The 18,175-nt window shown below is 60.4% G+C and carries 21 protein-coding genes; 9 read left to right on the top strand and 12 right to left on the bottom strand.

Translation table 11 applies throughout. From position 1 onward, the window contains the following. The first annotated feature begins 14 nt into the window (after positions 1–14). Positions 15–1,511, top strand: a complete 1,497-nt coding sequence (gene glpK, locus AC0QTX_RS14825) for a glycerol kinase GlpK (RefSeq protein ID WP_474604585.1) — start codon at positions 15–17, stop codon at positions 1,509–1,511. A 45-nt stretch (positions 1,512–1,556) separates the two neighbouring features. On the opposite strand, the gene AC0QTX_RS14820 is transcribed toward glpK, so the two are convergent. Next, the gene (locus tag AC0QTX_RS14820) at positions 1,557–1,982 is read right to left on the bottom strand and encodes an HIT family protein (protein WP_474604584.1); all 426 of its coding nucleotides are present in this window, start codon (positions 1,980–1,982) and stop codon (positions 1,557–1,559) included. 435 nt (positions 1,983–2,417) lie between these two features. On the opposite strand from AC0QTX_RS14820, the gene AC0QTX_RS14815 reads away from it, so the two are divergent. Then, positions 2,418–2,609: a con-10 family general stress protein gene (locus AC0QTX_RS14815; protein WP_009494027.1), complete on the top strand. Its 192-nt coding sequence runs from the start codon at positions 2,418–2,420 to the stop codon at positions 2,607–2,609. Between the two features lie 77 nt (positions 2,610–2,686). Here the strand turns inward: AC0QTX_RS14815 and AC0QTX_RS14810 are convergent, their stop codons facing one another. From AC0QTX_RS14810 to AC0QTX_RS14795, 4 genes are all read right to left on the bottom strand, one after another. Then, positions 2,687–3,238 (bottom strand): hypothetical protein, encoded by a 552-nt coding sequence (locus AC0QTX_RS14810; protein ID WP_474604583.1) that lies wholly within the window; start codon positions 3,236–3,238, stop codon positions 2,687–2,689. 581 nt (positions 3,239–3,819) lie between these two features. Beyond that, positions 3,820–4,575 (bottom strand): PRC-barrel domain-containing protein, encoded by a 756-nt coding sequence (locus tag AC0QTX_RS14805; protein WP_474604582.1) that lies wholly within the window; start codon positions 4,573–4,575, stop codon positions 3,820–3,822. A gap of 357 nt (positions 4,576–4,932) precedes the next feature. Beyond that, positions 4,933–5,463 (bottom strand): hypothetical protein, encoded by a 531-nt coding sequence (locus AC0QTX_RS14800; RefSeq protein WP_474604581.1) that lies wholly within the window; start codon positions 5,461–5,463, stop codon positions 4,933–4,935. A gap of 302 nt (positions 5,464–5,765) precedes the next feature. After that, complete coding sequence (locus tag AC0QTX_RS14795; protein ID WP_036347878.1) at positions 5,766–6,572, bottom strand: response regulator; 807 nt, start codon at positions 6,570–6,572, stop codon at positions 5,766–5,768. 182 nt (positions 6,573–6,754) lie between these two features. On the opposite strand from AC0QTX_RS14795, the gene AC0QTX_RS14790 reads away from it, so the two are divergent. Beyond that, a complete protein-coding gene (locus AC0QTX_RS14790; protein WP_474604580.1) occupies positions 6,755–6,976 on the top strand; it encodes a NepR family anti-sigma factor in 222 nt (73 codons plus the stop codon). Next, positions 6,973–7,518: a sigma-70 family RNA polymerase sigma factor gene (locus AC0QTX_RS14785; protein ID WP_474604579.1), complete on the top strand. Its 546-nt coding sequence runs from the start codon at positions 6,973–6,975 to the stop codon at positions 7,516–7,518. The genes AC0QTX_RS14790 and AC0QTX_RS14785 overlap by 4 nt, the downstream gene beginning before the upstream one ends. An 82-nt stretch (positions 7,519–7,600) precedes the next feature. On the opposite strand, the gene AC0QTX_RS14780 is transcribed toward AC0QTX_RS14785, so the two are convergent. Next, positions 7,601–7,774, bottom strand: a complete 174-nt coding sequence (locus tag AC0QTX_RS14780) for a DUF1328 domain-containing protein (protein ID WP_009494036.1) — start codon at positions 7,772–7,774, stop codon at positions 7,601–7,603. Between the two features lie 197 nt (positions 7,775–7,971). On the opposite strand from AC0QTX_RS14780, the gene AC0QTX_RS14775 reads away from it, so the two are divergent. Beyond that, positions 7,972–8,175 (top strand): hypothetical protein, encoded by a 204-nt coding sequence (locus AC0QTX_RS14775; protein ID WP_474604578.1) that lies wholly within the window; start codon positions 7,972–7,974, stop codon positions 8,173–8,175. Positions 8,176–8,231: 56 nt separating this feature from the next. Here AC0QTX_RS14775 and AC0QTX_RS14770 read toward each other — a convergent pair whose 3' ends face one another. From AC0QTX_RS14770 to AC0QTX_RS14760, 3 genes are all read right to left on the bottom strand, one after another. Then, entirely contained in the window at positions 8,232–8,444 is a 213-nt protein-coding gene (locus AC0QTX_RS14770; RefSeq protein WP_474604577.1) for an SDR family NAD(P)-dependent oxidoreductase, read from the bottom strand. Beyond that, positions 8,435–8,656, bottom strand: coding sequence for a hypothetical protein (locus AC0QTX_RS14765; protein ID WP_474604576.1), 222 nt, complete (start codon positions 8,654–8,656; stop codon positions 8,435–8,437). The genes AC0QTX_RS14770 and AC0QTX_RS14765 overlap by 10 nt, the downstream gene beginning before the upstream one ends. A gap of 125 nt (positions 8,657–8,781) precedes the next feature. Further along, positions 8,782–10,113 (bottom strand): solute carrier family 23 protein, encoded by a 1,332-nt coding sequence (locus AC0QTX_RS14760; RefSeq protein WP_474604575.1) that lies wholly within the window; start codon positions 10,111–10,113, stop codon positions 8,782–8,784. A gap of 177 nt (positions 10,114–10,290) precedes the next feature. On the opposite strand from AC0QTX_RS14760, the gene AC0QTX_RS14755 reads away from it, so the two are divergent. Beyond that, complete coding sequence (locus AC0QTX_RS14755; protein ID WP_474604574.1) at positions 10,291–11,310, top strand: alpha/beta hydrolase; 1,020 nt, start codon at positions 10,291–10,293, stop codon at positions 11,308–11,310. Between the two features lie 9 nt (positions 11,311–11,319). Here the strand turns inward: AC0QTX_RS14755 and AC0QTX_RS14750 are convergent, their stop codons facing one another. Beyond that, positions 11,320–12,267: an NAD(P)/FAD-dependent oxidoreductase gene (locus tag AC0QTX_RS14750; protein ID WP_474604573.1), complete on the bottom strand. Its 948-nt coding sequence runs from the start codon at positions 12,265–12,267 to the stop codon at positions 11,320–11,322. A gap of 353 nt (positions 12,268–12,620) precedes the next feature. Between AC0QTX_RS14750 and AC0QTX_RS14745 the strand changes: the two genes are divergently transcribed. Then, positions 12,621–13,190: a hypothetical protein gene (locus AC0QTX_RS14745; RefSeq protein WP_474604572.1), complete on the top strand. Its 570-nt coding sequence runs from the start codon at positions 12,621–12,623 to the stop codon at positions 13,188–13,190. 12 nt (positions 13,191–13,202) lie between these two features. Next, on the top strand, positions 13,203–13,580 hold the full coding sequence (locus AC0QTX_RS14740) for a hypothetical protein (RefSeq protein ID WP_474604571.1): 378 nt from the start codon (positions 13,203–13,205) through the stop codon (positions 13,578–13,580). Positions 13,581–13,859: 279 nt separating this feature from the next. Here the strand turns inward: AC0QTX_RS14740 and vapC are convergent, their stop codons facing one another. Both vapC and AC0QTX_RS14730 read right to left on the bottom strand, forming a co-directional pair. Further along, complete coding sequence (gene vapC / locus AC0QTX_RS14735) at positions 13,860–14,276, bottom strand: type II toxin-antitoxin system tRNA(fMet)-specific endonuclease VapC (protein ID WP_474604570.1); 417 nt, start codon at positions 14,274–14,276, stop codon at positions 13,860–13,862. Continuing rightward, complete coding sequence (locus AC0QTX_RS14730; protein ID WP_474604569.1) at positions 14,273–14,491, bottom strand: antitoxin; 219 nt, start codon at positions 14,489–14,491, stop codon at positions 14,273–14,275. Before AC0QTX_RS14730 ends, vapC begins: the two co-directional genes overlap by 4 nt. Before the next feature lie 648 nt (positions 14,492–15,139). Here AC0QTX_RS14730 and AC0QTX_RS14725 point away from each other — a divergent pair. Continuing rightward, positions 15,140–18,175: VCBS domain-containing protein (locus AC0QTX_RS14725; protein ID WP_474604568.1), on the top strand; the 3,036-nt coding region annotated here is incomplete at its 3' end.

Below are 18,175 nucleotides of genomic sequence, written 5' to 3'. Positions count from 1 at the left end.
AATCGGGGAAGGACATGGCTCAATACGTCGGTGCCATCGATCAGGGCACGACCAGCTCGCGCTTCATCGTGTTCGACAAGGCCGGGAGCATCGTCTCGGTCGGGCAGAAGGAGCACGAGCAGATCTACCCCAAGCCCGGCTATGTGGAGCACGATCCGCTCGAGATCTGGCGCAACACGCAAGCGGTGATCCAGGAGGCCCTGGCGAAGAAAGGTCTCAAGCCGCAGGACATCGCCGCTATCGGGATTACGAACCAGCGCGAGACGACGCTGATCTGGGACAAGCGCACGGGCAAGCCGCTTCACAACGCGCTTGTCTGGCAGGACACCCGCGTCGACCCGATCGTCGAGGAGTTCGCCCGTGACGGCGGTTACGACCGCCTGCGCGACAAGACCGGCCTGCCGCTGGCGAGCTATTTCTCCGGCCTCAAGCTGCGCTGGCTCCTCGACAACGTGCCCGGCGCCCGCGAGAAGGCGCAGTCCGGCGACGTTCTGTTCGGCAACATCGACACCTGGCTGGTCTGGAACCTGACCGGGGGCGTCAACGGCGGCTGCCACATCACTGACGTGACCAATGCGAGCCGGACGCAGCTCATGGATCTGCGGACCCTCGACTGGGACGAGGAGATCCTTCGCCTGTTCGAGATCCCGCGCGCCTGCCTGCCGCAGATCCGCTCGTCGAGCGAGGTCTATGGCGAGGCGACCGACAATCTGGCCGGCGTGCCGATTGCCGGCATTCTGGGCGACCAGCAGGCGGCGCTTGTGGGGCAGGCCTGCTTCCAGCAGGGGGAGGCCAAGAACACCTACGGCACCGGCTGTTTCATGCTGATGAACACCGGCGAGACGCCCTATCCGTCGAAATGCGGTCTCCTCACCACGGTAGGTTACCGTTTCGGCCAGGGGAAGGCTGTCTATGCCCTGGAAGGCTCGATCGCGATTGCAGGAGCCCTCGTGCAGTGGCTGCGCGACAATCTCGGCATGATCGAGCAGAGCCCCGACATTGAAACCCTTGCGCGCAGCGTCGAGGACAATGGCGGCGTGACCATCGTGCCGGCCTTCTCGGGGCTCTATGCGCCGCACTGGAACTCCCATGCCCGCGGCCTCATCGGCGGCCTGACACGCTACGCCACCAAGGCGCACATCGCCCGCGCAGCCCTCGAGGCCACGGCTTTCCAGACCCGTGAGGTTCTGGACGCCATGACCAAGGACACGGGCATCACTGCACGGGAACTGCGCACGGACGGTGGTATGGTCGTCAACGAGCTTTTGATGCAGTTCCAGGCGGACATCCTCGATGTGCCGGTGGTGCGCCCGAAGGTGATTGAGACCACGGCCCTCGGCGCGGCCTATGCGGCCGGTCTGGCCACGGGATTCTGGAGCGGGACAGACGAATTGGTGCGCAACTGGGCCGTGGACAAGCGCTGGAGGCCCGCCATGGAGGCCTCCCGCCGCGAGCGCCTGAATACCCTCTGGAACAAAGCCGTGTCCCGTTCCCTCGATTGGGCAGACTGAAGTCTCGCAAAGGAGAGCGGCAGGCGCGCCCCGCCGCTTACGTCCTTATGCCGAAGCCAGGGCAGCGCGGATCCTGTCCGCCATTCCCGCCAGCACTTCCGGCTTTTCCATCTGGCCCGTATGGGGCTTGAGCGCCACGCCCTCGAAACGGGGAATGACGTGGAAGTGGATGTGGAAGACCACCTGCCCTCCGGCGCTCTCATTGAACTGCTGGATCGTCAGTCCGTCGGCCGAAAGCGCAGCCTTGGCCGCCTTGCCGACGACCTGCACGGCCTTGGCGAGTTCCGCGAGATCGTCCGGCTCGATGTCAAGGAGGTTGCGAGCCTTCGCCTTGGGGATCACCAGCACGTGGCCGTCGCCCCGGGGCATGACATCCATGAAGGCCAGAACCCGATCCGTCTCGTAGACCTTGTGGCAGGGCAGCTCCCCGCGAAGGATCTTCGCGAACACATTGTTGTCGTCGTAGGTCATCCCGTCTTCCATCCTCCGCCGTTACTACAGGTGCGCTCGAAGCAGTGCGCTACCCTTATATCGACAGCAGGCGCCTGAGCACACCCGGCTTGCCGCCTCATCATCCAAGATCATGGACTTACCATTATACTGATTTCGGAGAGCGGACTCGGTGAGAATTGTCGAGCTTCTATGACTTACCTTCGATGAGGCATCTATTGGCAAATATAGGCACCATTCTTCGCCTGTATCGAGGTAAGTACCTTCTTGGCTCTTATTCCTACCGACAAGATGTTGCCTTGTTTCCTCCAGTCAAACATTTGCACCAGACGCAACAATTCGTAGGGTCTGAATAATTTCGCAAAATTTTTTGCAAAGGTTGACCCTTTCTCACCGGAACCATCGAATCCGCGAGCGGTTGATGAAGCACGAACACCACTCGATTAGGAGGCATAAATGGCAGGTGGTTCGACCTCGAAGCGTGGCTTCGCGTCGATGGATTCCGACCGGCAGCGTGAAATCGCCAGCAAGGGCGGCAAGAGTGTTCCAGCCGAGAAGCGTTCCTTCTCGCAGGACCGCGAACTCGCCTCGGAAGCCGGCCGCAAGGGCGGTCAGGCCTCGGGCAACACCCGCGGCAATCAGGAATAACGCTTTCATCAGCTGCAATAATCAAAGGGGCCGCTTAGCGGCCCCTTTACTTTGCATCATTGTGTTGGAAAAAATTTTTACTGGTGCCTGAAGTTGAATTCAGCACGGGTCAGAGCGGTTTCCACGAGAACCTCCTGGGCAGCTCCGACACCCACGATGGCGCGGAAGTGCAGGAAGTTCGGAACGTCGAACGCCACGGCACCGAGATCGATCTGCTTTACGAGATCCCCCGCCAAGGCTGACATGAAGTCGAGCGACACGATGTCCAGATAGCGGGCTGCCTCGCTGGCCACCCCCGAGCCGGGATCGCGGGAGGCTCCAATCATTGTCAGAAGACAATATTCGTCCAAGCTTCCATGTCGGGATCCGATCGGCCTGTGGACGAAGGGGCGCCCGCGCTGCCGGGTCAGAGCAAAGGCCAGAAGGAGCGCGTCCGAAATGATCCCTTTCGCGATCTCAGCCTGGGTATAGGCTGCCAGTGCCTGTTCAGGACCGTCGAGCATGGCCAGGTCGTACTGGTCTTCCAGACGGTTCAGGGAGCGGAACACGTCGATGACCGGAACCGTGCTCGGATGGAACAGGATCGACACGGAACCGGCGGCAGACGGAAAGGGCAATGCTTCGACCATAAATGAAAAACCTTGAACGCTGATCGTTCAGATGCCGGGACTCGCTCCCGCAGGCAGTACGTGCGGCCATGCCGGAACAACGAGATGCCGCCTCAGCATCAAGGGACAGGTCACCTCGTCCTGGTGACAGACTGAGATGATGCCGCTGAGCATCGAAGCCACGGACGGCTTGTCCCTGTAGGGAGAGCTCGACGTCAGCCTGGAAAACTCATCCGGCAGCTCCTCCTGACACAAGACAGCATCCAGCTCATTCGTCGCAGTCATGGCTTCCTCCGCATCATGCTTGAAACGGCAACGTATGCCCCGGACCCCGGTTCCTTGTGCGTCAACAAGTCCGGAAGGCCCCGGCCGCTGCCGGCCGAATGAGAGCGGCAGAATTTTTCGAATTCTGCTGGAACCGGAATGTCCAACTGCCGTTAAGCCTACAACTGGTCCGAATGCCCCCTTGGACCGGCACCTTTGAGGCGCAGCCAATGGCTGCGCCTTTTATTTTTGCCTCATGTGCGGGTAATCTCCTGGACATGAAAAAGCGGCGCCTGGGACTTCCCAGACGCCGCTTAGCCTCTCGGCCGAATGACAGATTACTGCTTCGGAGCCGTCGAAGTGCCCGACTGGCTGGCAGAACCGGTGGTCGAGTTGTTGGCGTTGCCGCCATCATCGTCGAAAGCAGGAGCGGCCTGGAGCTGATCCTTCGTCATACGCAGAACCACGCGCTCAGGCTGGTTCTGGTTGGCGGAGGTGTTGCTGGCCGTCATGTTGGAAGAGCCGGCCGTACCCGAGCCTGTCGTGGCGGTGTTGCCCGTTGCCGTCGAACCCGTTGCGGTCGAACCCGTGGTCGCGACGTTGTTGTTGGTGCCGCCGCTGTTGTTGTTCATGGCCTGAGCCTGCTGGGCATTCATGAACTCGAGCGCATTGAACGGAACGGCCACATCCTTTTCGCCAATGCCCAGGAACCCACCGACACCGACCACGGCCGCCATGATCTGACCGTTGCGGTCCATGATGACGTCATTGATGTCGCCGATCGACTCATTGTTGGCGCCGATGACGCGGGTGCCGATCAGTTCCGAAGCCATCATCTGATTGGCTTCCATCTTGGTCATGAACTGACCCTGCATGCCACCGCTCTGGGTCATGGTCGACGAGGATTGGCTCATCGTCGAGGAAGAGCCGGAAGCGCCAGGCTGCATGGCCGGCGAGCCGGTCGAGGTGGTGCCGGTACCGGAGGCGGCCGGGCGATCGGTGGGAGCCGAGGGGGTCGTCGAGGTCTGTGCGAGGGCGGGCGCAGCCGCGAAAGCCGTCACTACAAGGCAAGTTGCCATATGCTTCTTCAGCATTGCTTAGTTCTCCTGAGGATTCATTAAATCACGTTATGCGCCTAAAGTGCGCGAGGGTTAAACGCCCGGCGCGAGCAACCGTTCCGAACATTGACTTATTCAAGGCAATGTGAATGGCTGGCTTAACATTCCAGCCTAGGATCAATACTTGCCAATATTCCAAAGATTCAGATTTATCTGGCGCCTTTCGTGCGGAAAACAGAAATACTGAACTCAGAACGGGAGCCTTTCCGTCAACATTCGGCTCCCACGCCACCCGCGGCCCGTCGGAAGGATCTTCCCGCTCTCAGGCGGCACCGGATCTCACGAACAGGCACCGTGTTGGCCCCACGCGCGTAACCCGCGCTGGCAGGGCGGTCAGGAAAGAGACTGCTGGAGAAGCGCCAGGCAGAGGCTCGGCATCCTGTCGGCGCTCGCTTTGGCCAGAGGGCTGACATCGCCGAGGCACCCGACTGGCTTGCGTGTTTTCTGCTTCTGCTCGCGGGGAGCTTCGGTACCCTCCCGCTGACTGACCGGATGCTGGGCAGCAGGAGCCTGCGTATCCTCCTTGAGCGTCACGACAGGCAGCTCCGTATCGCGGGCATAGATCGTGGTGCCGGAACGGGGATCGGACTTATACAGCACCTTCCCGTCGCGATCGCGAAGGATCACCGTTGCCTGGGTGACGCCAACGAGTTCAACGATCGACACGGTCGCCGGGCTCGCGCTCGGAACCGGGGCCATCATGCGATCCCTCTTGTTTGCAGTGCCCATGTGCTGGGGCAGCGCAGCGTCGGACAGAACTTCGGATTGCGCCTGAGGAGACAGGTTGAAGGAGGCGGGAACGAAGCTGCCCGCGACAAAGAAAACCCCAGCCAGTCCCACCAGTGCCACAGGGGTACGGAACATCCCTCTCTCCTGCTCTTCAACCTCAGCGTTTCGAAATTCAACGCGACGATATCTTTGATGTTCCTGCATCCTTACGTAGGAGATAAGAATAAAAAGAGGGATAAAAAGCCTGGAACCTTTGTTTTCGATAGGGCGTTCTTAAAGCACCGGCCTCCTGGTCCTCCCCGCATTCCCCTTGTGCATTGGCCGGCACCTTAGACGGGCTTTTGAGCCCGTCTTTTTTTGCGCCCAATACATGCCAAAAAGTAAAAGCCCGGCTTTTCAGCCGGGCCATTACTATTCGGTTTGATATGCGTTCGGTCTCAAGCCGTGGCGGCACGAGCCTCGCGTCGGCGTGCGCTCTGCTGGAAGAACAGGGCTTGGCTGATGACCGCAGAGACGTTTGCCGGCTGGAACGGCTTGGCGATCAGGAAGGCCGGTTCGGGGCGCTCACCTGTCAGGAACCGTTCCGGATAGGCCGTAATGAAGATGACCGGAACCTCGAAGGATTTCAGGAGATCGTTCACCGCATCGAGGCCGGAGCTTCCGTCAGCCAGCTGAATGTCGGCCAGGATCAGGCCGGGCTGCTTGGCGGCAGCCAGCTTGACGGCCTCCGTGCGCGTGCGAGCGACGCCGGTGACGTTGTGCCCCAACCCTTCGACAAGTGCCTCCAGATCCATGGCGATCAGGGGCTCGTCCTCGATGATGAGGATGTCCGTGGCCATATCGGCTGCAAGCTCGCGCCCTGCTTCATCGACGAGATCACGCACGGTTCGCGTGTCGACATCGAGGATCTGGCCGACCTCTTCTTCTCCGAAGCCTTCAAGGCAGGAGAGAAGGAAGGCCTGACGGGGAAGCGGCGTGATCTGCCCGAGCCGAACTTCGGCCGGCAGATCACGCTGGATCTGCTCGCTGCGGCCATTCACCGACAGGGAGTTCCAAATTCGCGTGAACACCTGGAAGAGCTCGACCTTCACGTTGCCGGATGGGCCGATGGTCTCGGGCTCGCTTACAAGCGTCTCGAGGGTCGCGGCGACATAAGCGTCCCCAGCCATCTGACTGCCTGTGAGAGCGCGCGCGTAGCGCCGAAGATATGGTAAGTGCTGGACGACAAGCTGGGCTGTCGACATTCGCTTCCCCTTAACTGTGCTTTTGACTCGTTGTACCGATGGATCTTTCAACGCTGCAAAGCTGCAAAAGTTCCACAGAATGGAACCGTGGGCAGCAATGAGCGTTATTGCTCGAAAACGAATATATGGATACTGCCAAGGTTGGCCACCCCCAGCAAATAAGGGATGGCAAGGGGACTAATATGACGGTTGATAAGGGGAACAAGCTCGCTCGGGTCGGTCCCGACGGCGCCTTGGGTAACGAGCTCGCAACCGATCCTAAGCTCGACAGCGGCAGCCAGAAACGCATCGGCGACCAACTCCGCGCCATGTACGACGAGCTCATGCAGCAGCCTGTTCCGGACCGCTTCAGGGAACTGCTCGACCAGTTGGACAAGAACGGGCGAAAGGAAGGGTCTCAATGACCCCAGAGCCGGAGCCCGAATTACGGGAGGCTCTTCTCGCGGCGGTCCCCAGCCTCCGCGCCTTCGCTATCTCACTCTCTGGTCAGCTCGACAGGGCCGATGACCTTGTTCAGGATACCCTCCTGCGGGCCCTCTCCAATCTGCATCGGTTCGAACCCGGCACGAACCTGAATGCGTGGCTCTTCACCATTCTGCGCAACCTCTTCCATTCCGAGTACAGGAAGCGCCGGCGCGAGGTGGAGGATCCCGACGGCTCCTATGCCGGGCGCCTGAAGGTTCAGCCCGAGCAGGGCTCCCACCTCGACTTCGAGGATTTCCGCAGCGCTCTCGCCAAACTTCCTGGAGACCAGCGTGAAGCCCTTCTCCTGGTGGGGGCATCGGGCTTTTCCTATGAGGAAGCCGCAACCATCTGCGACTGCGCTGTCGGCACCATCAAGAGCCGCGTGAACCGGGCGCGCATTCGGCTCGCCTCTCTGCTGAACGTCGATGATATCGAAGACCTCGGCCCCGACAGCATGACCCGGGCTGCCCTGCAGAGCTGATGCAGCAGAGGGGCCGCTGCTTCCAAACGACAAACGCCGCCTTTGACGGGCGGCGTTCGACGCTAAAGGTGCCGAAGCGGCATCACATCGGGCTGCGCCCGCGCAGCAGGCCGATGACGGCCGAGATCGCGAACAACACGATCGCGACGAAGAAAATCAGCTTCGCGATCTCAACGGCGGTGCCGGCGATGCCCCCGAAGCCGAACAGAGCTGCGACGAGAGCGATGATGAGAAAAGTGACTGCCCAACCGAGCATGGTGTTACCTCGCTAACATTACAATCGACTGTAAGCCGACGATGTTCAAACAACGCCAAGCGCGACTGTAAGGTTCCGCCTTGTGCAGTTCATCGAGCCTGTTCATCAGTCGTTCAACAGTAATCCTCCAGGCTTTTATTCGCATGGAACTCGACTTCCCCCCACACGTTTCCAAGAACACTTGGGAGAGATGGCCAATGAATCGCTCGGTTGCCCTTCGTGCATTTTTTATCTTTGCTGTTGTCTCTGCGTTTGCCGCGATCACCGGGATGGCTTCCCAGGTTGAAATCGCGGAAGTCCTTTTCCTGATCGGCGGCTCCCTCTCGGCGGTCATGTTGCTGTTCGTGTTGACGACCCCTTCGCATAATCCGGTACCGGTGCGCGTACGCCGCAGACGCTGACATCTCCTGCAGCGCCACGAAGGATCGGGCGGCTCTTTCGAGCCGCCCTTCTTGTTTCAGGCCTCCTTGGGATCGCCGCCATTCGGGTGCTGCTCCGCCGCATTGTTCACGAGCACGTCCAATTTGCCGAAGCGTTGGATCACCTGATCCACGGCCGAGCGGCAGAAGCCCGGATCGCCCACATCGCCTGCGATGGTCAGGCACGAGCGCCCTTGCCTCTTCACGAGACGCTTCGTCTCCTGTGCGTCCTCGTTCTCGTTCAGGTACATGATCGCCAGGCCGGCACCTTCGCCGGCAAAGAGAACGGCCGTTGCACGCCGATGCCGCTGTCTCCGCCGGTGATGAGGGCGACCTTGCCCTGCAGCCGGTTGCTGCCCGCATAGCGCGGCTCGTAGTCGGGCCGCGGGTTCATCTCGGTATCATGGCCGAGCTGCTGGTCCTGCACCTGAGGCGGCAGGGTCTGGTTCTGGTCGGAACTCATGCTGACATCCCTTGTGCGAAGCGGATGCGGGCCTCCAGCCAGGACGAGACAGGCCAGGCAAAAGGCGAAGCCCGCGTTGGATCTCAACGCGGGCTCGAAATGCCTGTTCCTGGAGAAGCTGATGACTAGTGCACGGTCTCGGTGCGGTCTGCCGTGCCCGGTGCCATGCTCAGGAGGTGGTAGAGGATGATGGCGCCGAAGGTCGCCGTTCCGATGCCGTCCAGAGTGAAGCCCGCCACGTTCAGCTTGAAGTTGCCGGCACCCAGGATCAGAGCCACCGCCACCGTGATCAGGTTGCGCGGGTTTGAGAAGTCGACCCGGTTCTCCACCCAGATCCGCCCCGCAGTCGCGGCGATGAGGCCGAAGACCACGATGGAGAGGCCGCCGAGCACAGGCCCAGGGATCGTGCCGATGAAGGCGCCGAACTTAGGGGAAAGACCGAGGAGCAGCGCGAAGGCCGCGGCGATGAGGAAGACCAGCGTGGAATAGATGCGGGTGACGGCCATCACACCCATGTTCTCGGCGTAAGTGGTCATGCCCGTGCCGCCGGCGGCACCCGACAGCATGGTGGCAACGCCATCGCCCATGAAGGCGCGGCCGAGATAGGGATCGAGGTTGCGGCCCGTCATGGCGCCGATCGCCTTGATGTGCCCGAGGTTCTCGGCCACCAGGATCACTGCCACTGGAGCGATGAGGCTCATGGCGCGCATGTCGAAGACGGGGCTCTGGAAGGACGGCAGGCCGAACCAGGCCGCCGCCCCGATCTTCGAGAAGTCGATGGCTTGGCCGAGGCCCAGCACGTTCGCGCAGATGAAGTAGATCAGATAGCCGAGCACGCCGCCGATCAGCACCGGCAGGCGCCGCCAGATCCCCGGCGCGTAGACCGCCATGAGGCCCACCGCCACGACGGTGGCGAGGGCGATCCAGCGGGCGAAGTCGCTGCCGTTCTGGTTGTCGGGTGTGATGCCGGAGGCGCTGTTGATCGCAATGGGTGCAAGCACGAGGCCGATGGCGGCCACGATGGCACCCGTGACCACAGGCGGCATCAGCCGCTCGATCCAGCGGTGTCCCGCCAGTTGTACCACGAGGCCGATGAGGAAGTAGAGCGCGCCGGCCGCGATGATGCCGCCGAGCGCCAGGGGAATGTTGGGATTGGGACTGCCCACGCTCGCGCCGGTGGCGACGAGGACGGGGCCGATGAAGGCGAAGCTGGAACCCAGATAGCTCGGCACCCGGCCGCCGACCACGACGAAGAAGATCAGCGTCGCGATGCCGGAGAACAGGATCGAGACATTCGGGTCGAAGCCCATCAGAATCGGGGCCAGCACGGTTGCGCCGAACATGGCCACCACATGCTGCAGGCCGACGACCACCATCTGGCCGGTCGGCAGCCGCTCGTCCGGCATGACGACACCTTCGGTCTTCAAGCTCCATCGCGGCAGGAAACTCTCGGTCATAAGTACACCCCCAAGTATGACATCTTCACTCTGATACCTGGGGCTGCACCGTAGACTCGCAGCCTGTGGAATGGCTAGGTGGGGTAAGGACTTATTAACCGGCACGACGAGCCGAATTCTGGACAAGTGCCGTTTGAGCCGTCACATCTCGGGCAATTGGCCTCACGAGGGATCACGATGCGCAAGAATCATGACGTACCGGCAGGTACGGTGCACAGCTTCTGGATCGACAGCGAATGCCTCAAGGACAATCTGCTCGGCGATCCCTCCCGTCGTCGTGTGGACGTCTATGTGCCCGCAGGTCATGACGGAAGCGGCCTTCCTCTCCTCGTAGATCTCGTCGGCTACACGGCCGGTGGGCCGGCGCATACCAACTGGAAGAACTACGGAGAGAACGTGCCCGAGCGCCTGGACCGGCTGATCGGCACCGGCGCCATGCCGCCCGTTGCGGTGGCCTTCCCCGACTGCTTCACCAGGCTCGGCGGCAACCAATATGTCGACAGCGCCGCCATGGGCCTCTGGGAGACCTTCCTCATCCGCGAGATGCTGCCCTTCGTCGAGGAGCGCTTCGGCTGCGGCGGGGACGGGCGGCGGGGCGTGTTCGGCAAGAGTTCGGGTGGCTACGGCGCCATGGTGCACGCGCTTCGGCACGGCGGCTCCGTCTGGTCGGCCGCCGCCTCGCATTCGGGGGATGTGGGCTTCGAATACCTTTATAACCTGGGTGAGTTCGCCGGAGCGCTCCGCCACCTGATGGATCACGGCATGTCCATCGAGGCCTTCCTGCGCAAATTAGAGGCGGGGCCCAAGGCAAAGGACAAGGACTGGCACACCCTGATGCTGCTCGCCCAGGCAGCGAGCTTCGATCCCGACCCCAGCCAATTCTACGGCATCCGCCTGCCGGTGGATCTCGAGACCTGCGAGATCATCGAGGAGCGCTGGGCCAACTGGCTGCGCTGGGACCCGCTGCGCATGGTGGACGACCCGCGGCGCCAGGAGAACCTTCGCCGGCTGAAGGCCCTCTACATCGATTGCGGCGACATCGATCAGTACAACATGGTCTATGGCTCGCGGATCATGCGCCGGAAGCTCGACGCCGCCGCCATTCCCCACACCTATGAGGAATTCCACGACGACCATTCCTCGGTCGACTATCGCATGGACATCAGCCTGCCGCTGCTGGCAAAGGCGCTGTCCTAGGGTCGGCGCTCAAGCGCCGCCGGGCTCGTCTTCGGTGGGCAGCTCGCAATGGTTGTGGATGTGGGTCGCAGCCACGGCCGCGTGGCTCATGCCGACCACGATCTGGTCGATGCCCCTGACGATGTCGCCGGCCGCGTACAGACCTTTGACGCTGGTCTGGCAATGGCTGTCAACGATCAGGCTGCCCGACGGGTCGTGCTCGGCGCCGAGGGAGATGGCGAGATCCGAGCGATACTTGAGGCCGAGCGCCGAATAGAGCACATCGAAGCGATGCTCCGTGCCGGCGACGTTCACGGCAGAGATCCGGTCGTTCTCCATGGCAAGCGACTCGACAGGAGCCTCGACCACCTTGATCCCATGCTCGTCGAGCTTCGCCCGCTGCTCGGCATCGAGCTCAAGCTGCTGCCCCAAGGTCAGAAGCGTCACGTCCCTGGAATAGGTGCGGGCGATGAAGACCGCCTCCCCGATGCCATGGGCGCCATAGGCGATAACGGCGATCTTCTGGTCGCGGGACTCGTAGCCGTCGCAGATCGGGCAGTAGCGCACGAGCCCCTGCTGGATCGCGTTGGGCACGTCCGGCAGGTCGGGCTCGATATCGACGGCTCCCGTGGCGATCACGACCCGGCGCGCAGCAATCTGGCTCGTGGAACCGTCATGGCCCTCCACCACGGCGATGAAGCGGTCAGGCTGCTTGCGCAGGCCCGTGACCATGCCGGGCAAGATGCAATCCCCATACTGCTCAAGATTGGTCCGGGCCCGTGCCAGGAGATCCTTGCCCGAGATCCCTTCCGCGAACATGGGGATGTTGTGGCTGGTGGGGATCCAGGCCGCCCGAGGCGACCCGCTGTCGATCACCCGAAACCGCCGCTTGAAGCGGGCCAGATACAAAGCCGTCGTCAACCCCGCAGGCCCGCCGCCGACAATCAGGCAATCCAGAATGTCCCCGTTGACCGCCATTCCTCTCCGGTCCTCCTGATGAGCACAGGAGTCACAACACGCGAGGAGGGAAAAAGATCGGATCGCTGGAGATGCTCCGGCAACGGCAACCAAGCTCTGTAGCGGTCAGGAGCACAACGCACCCTGCTGTGAAGCGATTGGGTTCGTTCTGCCAAAACGTGAGGCGCGAAGTGCAGGCAAAGGCGATTCATCCTTCAGACGCCTGCATGGTGTCGCGACCGATGACACCGAGGCAGCGACCACCCTCGCACCTTGGACTGTCGCGTGACGCTGACCACGCTTGAGGAATGGAAGTCACTTGACGTAACGTAAATAACGCTATAACGTTTTTTGGCTTACTTGAAGGATCTTCCATGGTTGATGATCACGATCCAATTGCTTCCTCTTCGTATCCTTCAACCCACCTCCGCTATGCCGTTCGCTCAGCTCGCGCCGTTGTCCAGGCTCTGATTGCCCATGACCGGAATGCCGCCGAAGAAGCAGCCCTTCGCACCTGCCGCGATTGTGATCTCCTGATCCGTTTGATCAGGGACCTGGCGTCAGTGCTGCGGGATCCCTGCAATGAGCAACTCGGCCTCAGCCCATTGGAAACAATCATCCTCGCGCGCCGCGCCGAGCACGTGTTGGCCCTTGTGGAGGAGCAGGAAACGGACACCCGGCCGCCGGCTCAGCCCAATCAGTTGCAGGATGCGCCGGCCCAAGCCCAGCAACTGCACGGCCTGTCCATCACGGCGGGGATCCAGGACAGCGCATCGATGGTCTCGCCGCTGGTATCGCAGACCCTCACCGTTGCTTCAACGGGGCTGCGGGTCCGTCTCATGCCTGTCGACGACCATGACAGCAGCCCAACGGATGAGAACCGGGGACATGATCGCTCCGAGCAAGCGCCAAGCACACCAGGCTCTCGCCCTGATGAGCGCTGAGGAGCCTGTGGCATGCCCCTTGTTGAACGAACCGATCTCGGGATGACCCGGCGGGCTCGTCTCTCACCACGCGTGCGGCTCGCCATCTGGGAGCGGGCCAGAGGGATCTGCGTGCTCTGCGAGCGGCGCATTGATGGCGTCCGTGAGCGCTGGATCATCGAGCCTATTCGGGCACTGGAGTTGGGAGGTACAGACGAGCCCGACAATATGGGGCCCGCGCATGCCACGTGTGCACAGGCCAAGACACGCGACGATCATCAGCGTGCCGCCAAAGCCAAACGGCAGAAGATCCGGCATCTTGGCGCCAACCAGATCAAATGCCCAATGCCCTGCGGCAAGCGAAGTCGTTGGAAGAAGAAGATTGACGGCAGCATCGTGCCGCGAAAATAGCTCTCCGTCTTAGTTAACGAGTTCGCTCGCTGCCGATCCAACGAACGCAGCGACTGTCCTGACCGGTCTCGGAGCAGCGCAGGCCCAGTTTGCTCCTGACATCTACCGCTTGCGGAAGAAGACGATGGTCCAGTCAGAGCTGGGGCAGAAGTCATGAACTGCAAACTTGCGGAGTGGTGGGCGCAACGCCGGCAGCGGTCTGGGCGTGTGTGCTGACCGATCAAGGGTGCCGCGGCGTCACCGAACGGGGCACTTTCAGGGCCGTCCAGCCGGCAGCAATTATCCCTTAGCCCAGTTTTCGATTTTGAGGCCTCTCACCCGCTGAAACTCTTTCTCATTGTTGGTAACCAGGATCACCTCAAGACTCTTGGCATGGGCGGCGATCCAAAGATCGTTGTTGCCGATCAGTTCGCCGCGAGCAGCAAGATGAGATCGGATGGATCCATACGCTTCGGCCACATCGGCGGCCATCGGCAAGACTGGAATAAGGGTAATCAGTTCCTCCAAGACCATCATCGCTTTACGAGGATCCGGGCTTTTCCGACTCCCATAAGCCAGTTCCCCATAGGTTATAACCGAGATCGCCGTCGAACCGGGAGGCAGCACCTTGAACCGCTCCATGACCGCTTGCGGTCGCTCCCGTCGGATGTCGATGCAGATGTTGGTGTCGAGAAGATAACGGGGTTGGGCTGTCATAGCCCCTCGCGCTCCTGCGGCGGTCCATCCTCGCGCTCGACTTCCGGCAACTCACACAGCAGTTCGAACGCACGGGCCAGCGTCTTGGGTTTCTCGCGTAGGACGATTTCGTCGCCACGCCGATAGATCTCGACCTCATCGCTGGTGAAGCGAAACTGCTTAGGTAGTCGCACAGCTTGACTATTGCCCGATTTGAAAACCTTCGCGGTGGCCATCCTTATGCTCCGTATATACAATAAAGTATATACGTAATCTGCGAGTGAATTCAAGGACCATACTGCCGTTGTCAGGGACACCTGCCCTTGCCTCGCACACTTCCCACCGGTGGTGTCGGCGAATGGCCTCGGCCCGTAGCATTGTGAACTCCATCGAGTCTTCCCAAAACCGGCAGAATTGCAGGGAGAGGGGTTGGACCCTCAACCCTTCCGGTCAAGCTCTGACAGAGCGGCATCAATCCCTTAGGGTTAGAGATTATACTTCAACAGCATTAGCCTTAGTCGCAGCGGCGGACGCATTAACTCGAAATTGCGTCGACAATACAAAATTGCACCATTTCGAATTTGCGGAAATGCCTATTTAATCTTGAGCAATCTGGCAGTTACTGCAGAGGACACAGCCTTATGCTCATGACTTCACACGAGGCAGGACCGGCTCCGCCTTGACGACCGGAAGGATCGCCTGCCCACACGGCAGCGGCACTTCCTCGGATCGACGCTCACGCGGCTCTGAACCATGCCGCAGCGATAGCGGCAGAACACGACAACCGGCGATCATCGCATTGCAGGCTCCGGACGAAGGTCTGGTGACGGTGACGCTCGTGATTGAACCAACTCGAACGAACTTCGGGTCATAAGGAAATCGTAATGACGACAATTCTTCTCGAGAACCCTTCAACCAACGCAGCGGAGAACGTCGCTAGGATCAAGGCGGCCATCGTACAAGCTAATCAAGAGTACAACACGACGAAACAGCAGGTAACGGTTCAACTCAGCGCACAAGAGTGGCTCGTCACGGGAGACAAGACCGACCCCTCGACCGGTGCGATTGAACTGCTCTCTGGCGTCAAGCTAACGGGAACAGGAGATCCGAGCGGGCTCCCTAGAACAGTTATCAAACTTGAGGATCGTTTTGACGCCAAGATCAACGGCATTGTTCGGACTGATCTCGTAGGTGTTGATAACGTCGCGATCACCAATCTTGTCATCGACGGCAACCGCGCGAACAACATCGGGGAGCAGGCCGGATTCATCTGCGGCATCAAGGATGACGGCACCGGTCGCAAGCAGACCAACATCACCCTCGATAACTTGGAGGTGATGAACTGCACGGGATATGGGATCAATCCGCACGAGATCACCTATAATTTCACAGTTACGAACTCCGTTGCTCACAATAACGGAAAAGATGGCTTCGTGGCTGATGGTGTTGTGGGCGGCCTTTATGCGAACAACGAATCTTATAATAATGATCGCCATGGCTTCAACATTCAGAATGCCTCAAGCAATATTATCCTTCAGAACAACATCGCCAAGGACAATGGCTCCGGCACAAGCGGCGCAGGTATTGTAGTTCAGCGCGGTGACATCCAGCGCGGCGATGAATCTGAAATTGCCCGCGTCAACAACGTTCAGATTATTGGCGGTGAATACTCCGGCAATCTCCGCGAGGGTATTCTGGTCAGCTTGTCCGATAATGTAACCATTAGCGGAGCTAATGTTCACGACAACATGCGCCAAGGCGTGCGCATTGAGGGCTCGACCAACACGGTTGTCAAAGACAGCTTCATCTCGAGCAACTCACAGGAACTCCAGGGTGGCTTTGACGAAGTCCAGATTCGCCTGCGCCAAGACTACCCGGATGGCGATTCACCCAACAGCCCGCCAAAATTCCCGCTGAAGAACTACTACTCAACCGGAACTCAGATCCTCAACAATACCGTCAATCCCGAGGATGCGCGTTACGCCATCCACGAGGAGGCCACGAACAAGTCTGCTGGAGCGACAGGAACTGTAATCCAAGGCAACACGACCGGTGGCATCGCAACCGCGGGTGACGATACGCTCACTGGCTCTGCTGGCGTCGATACAATGGCTGGTGGTGCTGGCAATGACACCTACATTGTCAACAAAGACGGTGACGTCGTTACGGAAAATCCGGGTGAAGGCACTGATCATGTCCGCTCCTCAGCCAAACACACCCTTGGAGCTAATGTCGAAAACCTTACATTGACCGGATCTGCCGCGATCAACGGCTACGGGAACGAGCTTGATAATGTCTTGATCGGCAACGCTGCGGCCAACAATCTCGAAAGTTTCGGCGGAGCAGACACGATCAATGGAGGCGGAGGTGCTGACACGCTGCAGGGCGGCGATGGCAACGATGTCTATATTGTCGACAACACTAGCGTTCTCATCGTTGAAAAAGCCAATGGCGTTCTAGGGGGCTACGATCATGTCTACAGCAGCGTCGATTATACGCTCTCAGCTCAAGTCGAAGAGCTCACGCTGACAGGCACAGGCAACCTGACGGCAAACGGCAATACTGGTGCCAACACGTTGAACGGCAATGCCGGGCACAATGTCCTGAACGGCGGCGGCGGAGCCGACAGAATGCAGGGCGGATTGGGCAACGATACCTACTATGTTGATCACACTCAGGACATCGTCACGGAAGCGGCTGGAGAAGGGACCGATACCATCGTCAGCTCCATCTCCATCCCGGTTGCCAGCCCCTTGGCGGCCAACGTGGAGAATCTCTATCTGATTGACCCTGCCAACCCCGGTGATCCGCTGGCGAGATGGGCGACAGACGGCGCGGGCAATCAGCTTAGCAACCTCGTCGTTGGCAACAGCACAGCCAACAAGTTGTATGGCTATGGCGGTGACGACACGCTGATAGGCGGCGCGGGCAACGACACGCTGGATGGCGGCGAAGGAAACGATACGGCTCAGTTCTCCGGCAACCGGGCGAACTACACGATTACTGGGACCGGCGCGAGCCGGACCGTCGCCGGCACGAATGAAGGCACGGATAACCTACTCAACATCGAAGTTCTGCAGTTTGCAGACGGCAAGCTCGTTGGAGATGTTTGGGTTCCGAACCAGAATCCTCCTCCGGCCAACGCAGTCTTATCCTCCGCGACGGCAAACCTGACCGAGACCGACGCAGTTCTGTCGACCGGCGGCCAGCTCACTATCACGGACGCGGACAGTGGCGAGGCAACCTTCCGGGCACAGTCCGGCACGGCTGGCCAGTACGGCACGTTCGGGATCGGCGCTAACGGCCAGTGGACCTATGTGGCGTCCTCGGCTCACAACGAGTTCGTCCAGAACCAGGTCTACACCGACAGCTTCGAGGTGTTCAGCGCTGATGGCACCAGAACGACGGTGACGGTGAATATCACCGGCACAAACGACGGGGCAGTTCTGTCCTCGGCTATGGTAAATCTGACTGAGACGGACGCAGCTCTGTCAACTGGTGGCCAGCTCACCATAACGGATCCGGATAGCGGAGAGGCGACATACCGGGTGCAGACGAGCACAGCCGGCCAGTACGGCAGCTTCTCCATCGGCGCTAACGGCCAGTGGACCTACGTGACTTCCTCGGCTCACAACGAGTTCGGCAAGGACCAAGTCTACACTGACAGCTTCGAGGTGTTCAGTGCCGACGGCACTGGAACGACGGTAACGGTGAATATCGCCGGCACAAACGAGGTCGCGCTTCCTCCGCCTCCTCCAGCCAATCAGGTCGCCAGCCGCACGGGCACAGCCCGGTCCGAGACGCTGAACGGCCGGGACAACGTCGACGACACGATCAAGGCTCAGGGCGGCAACGACACGGTCAAGGGTCGTGGCGGCAATGACAAGCTCTATGGCGGCACCGGCAACGACAAGGTCTAC

It is taken from the genome of Microvirga sp. jy35, from assembly GCF_056148915.1.
Note: the sequence above shows the minus strand (reverse complement) of the source record. Positions and strands in the feature narration are given on the sequence as shown.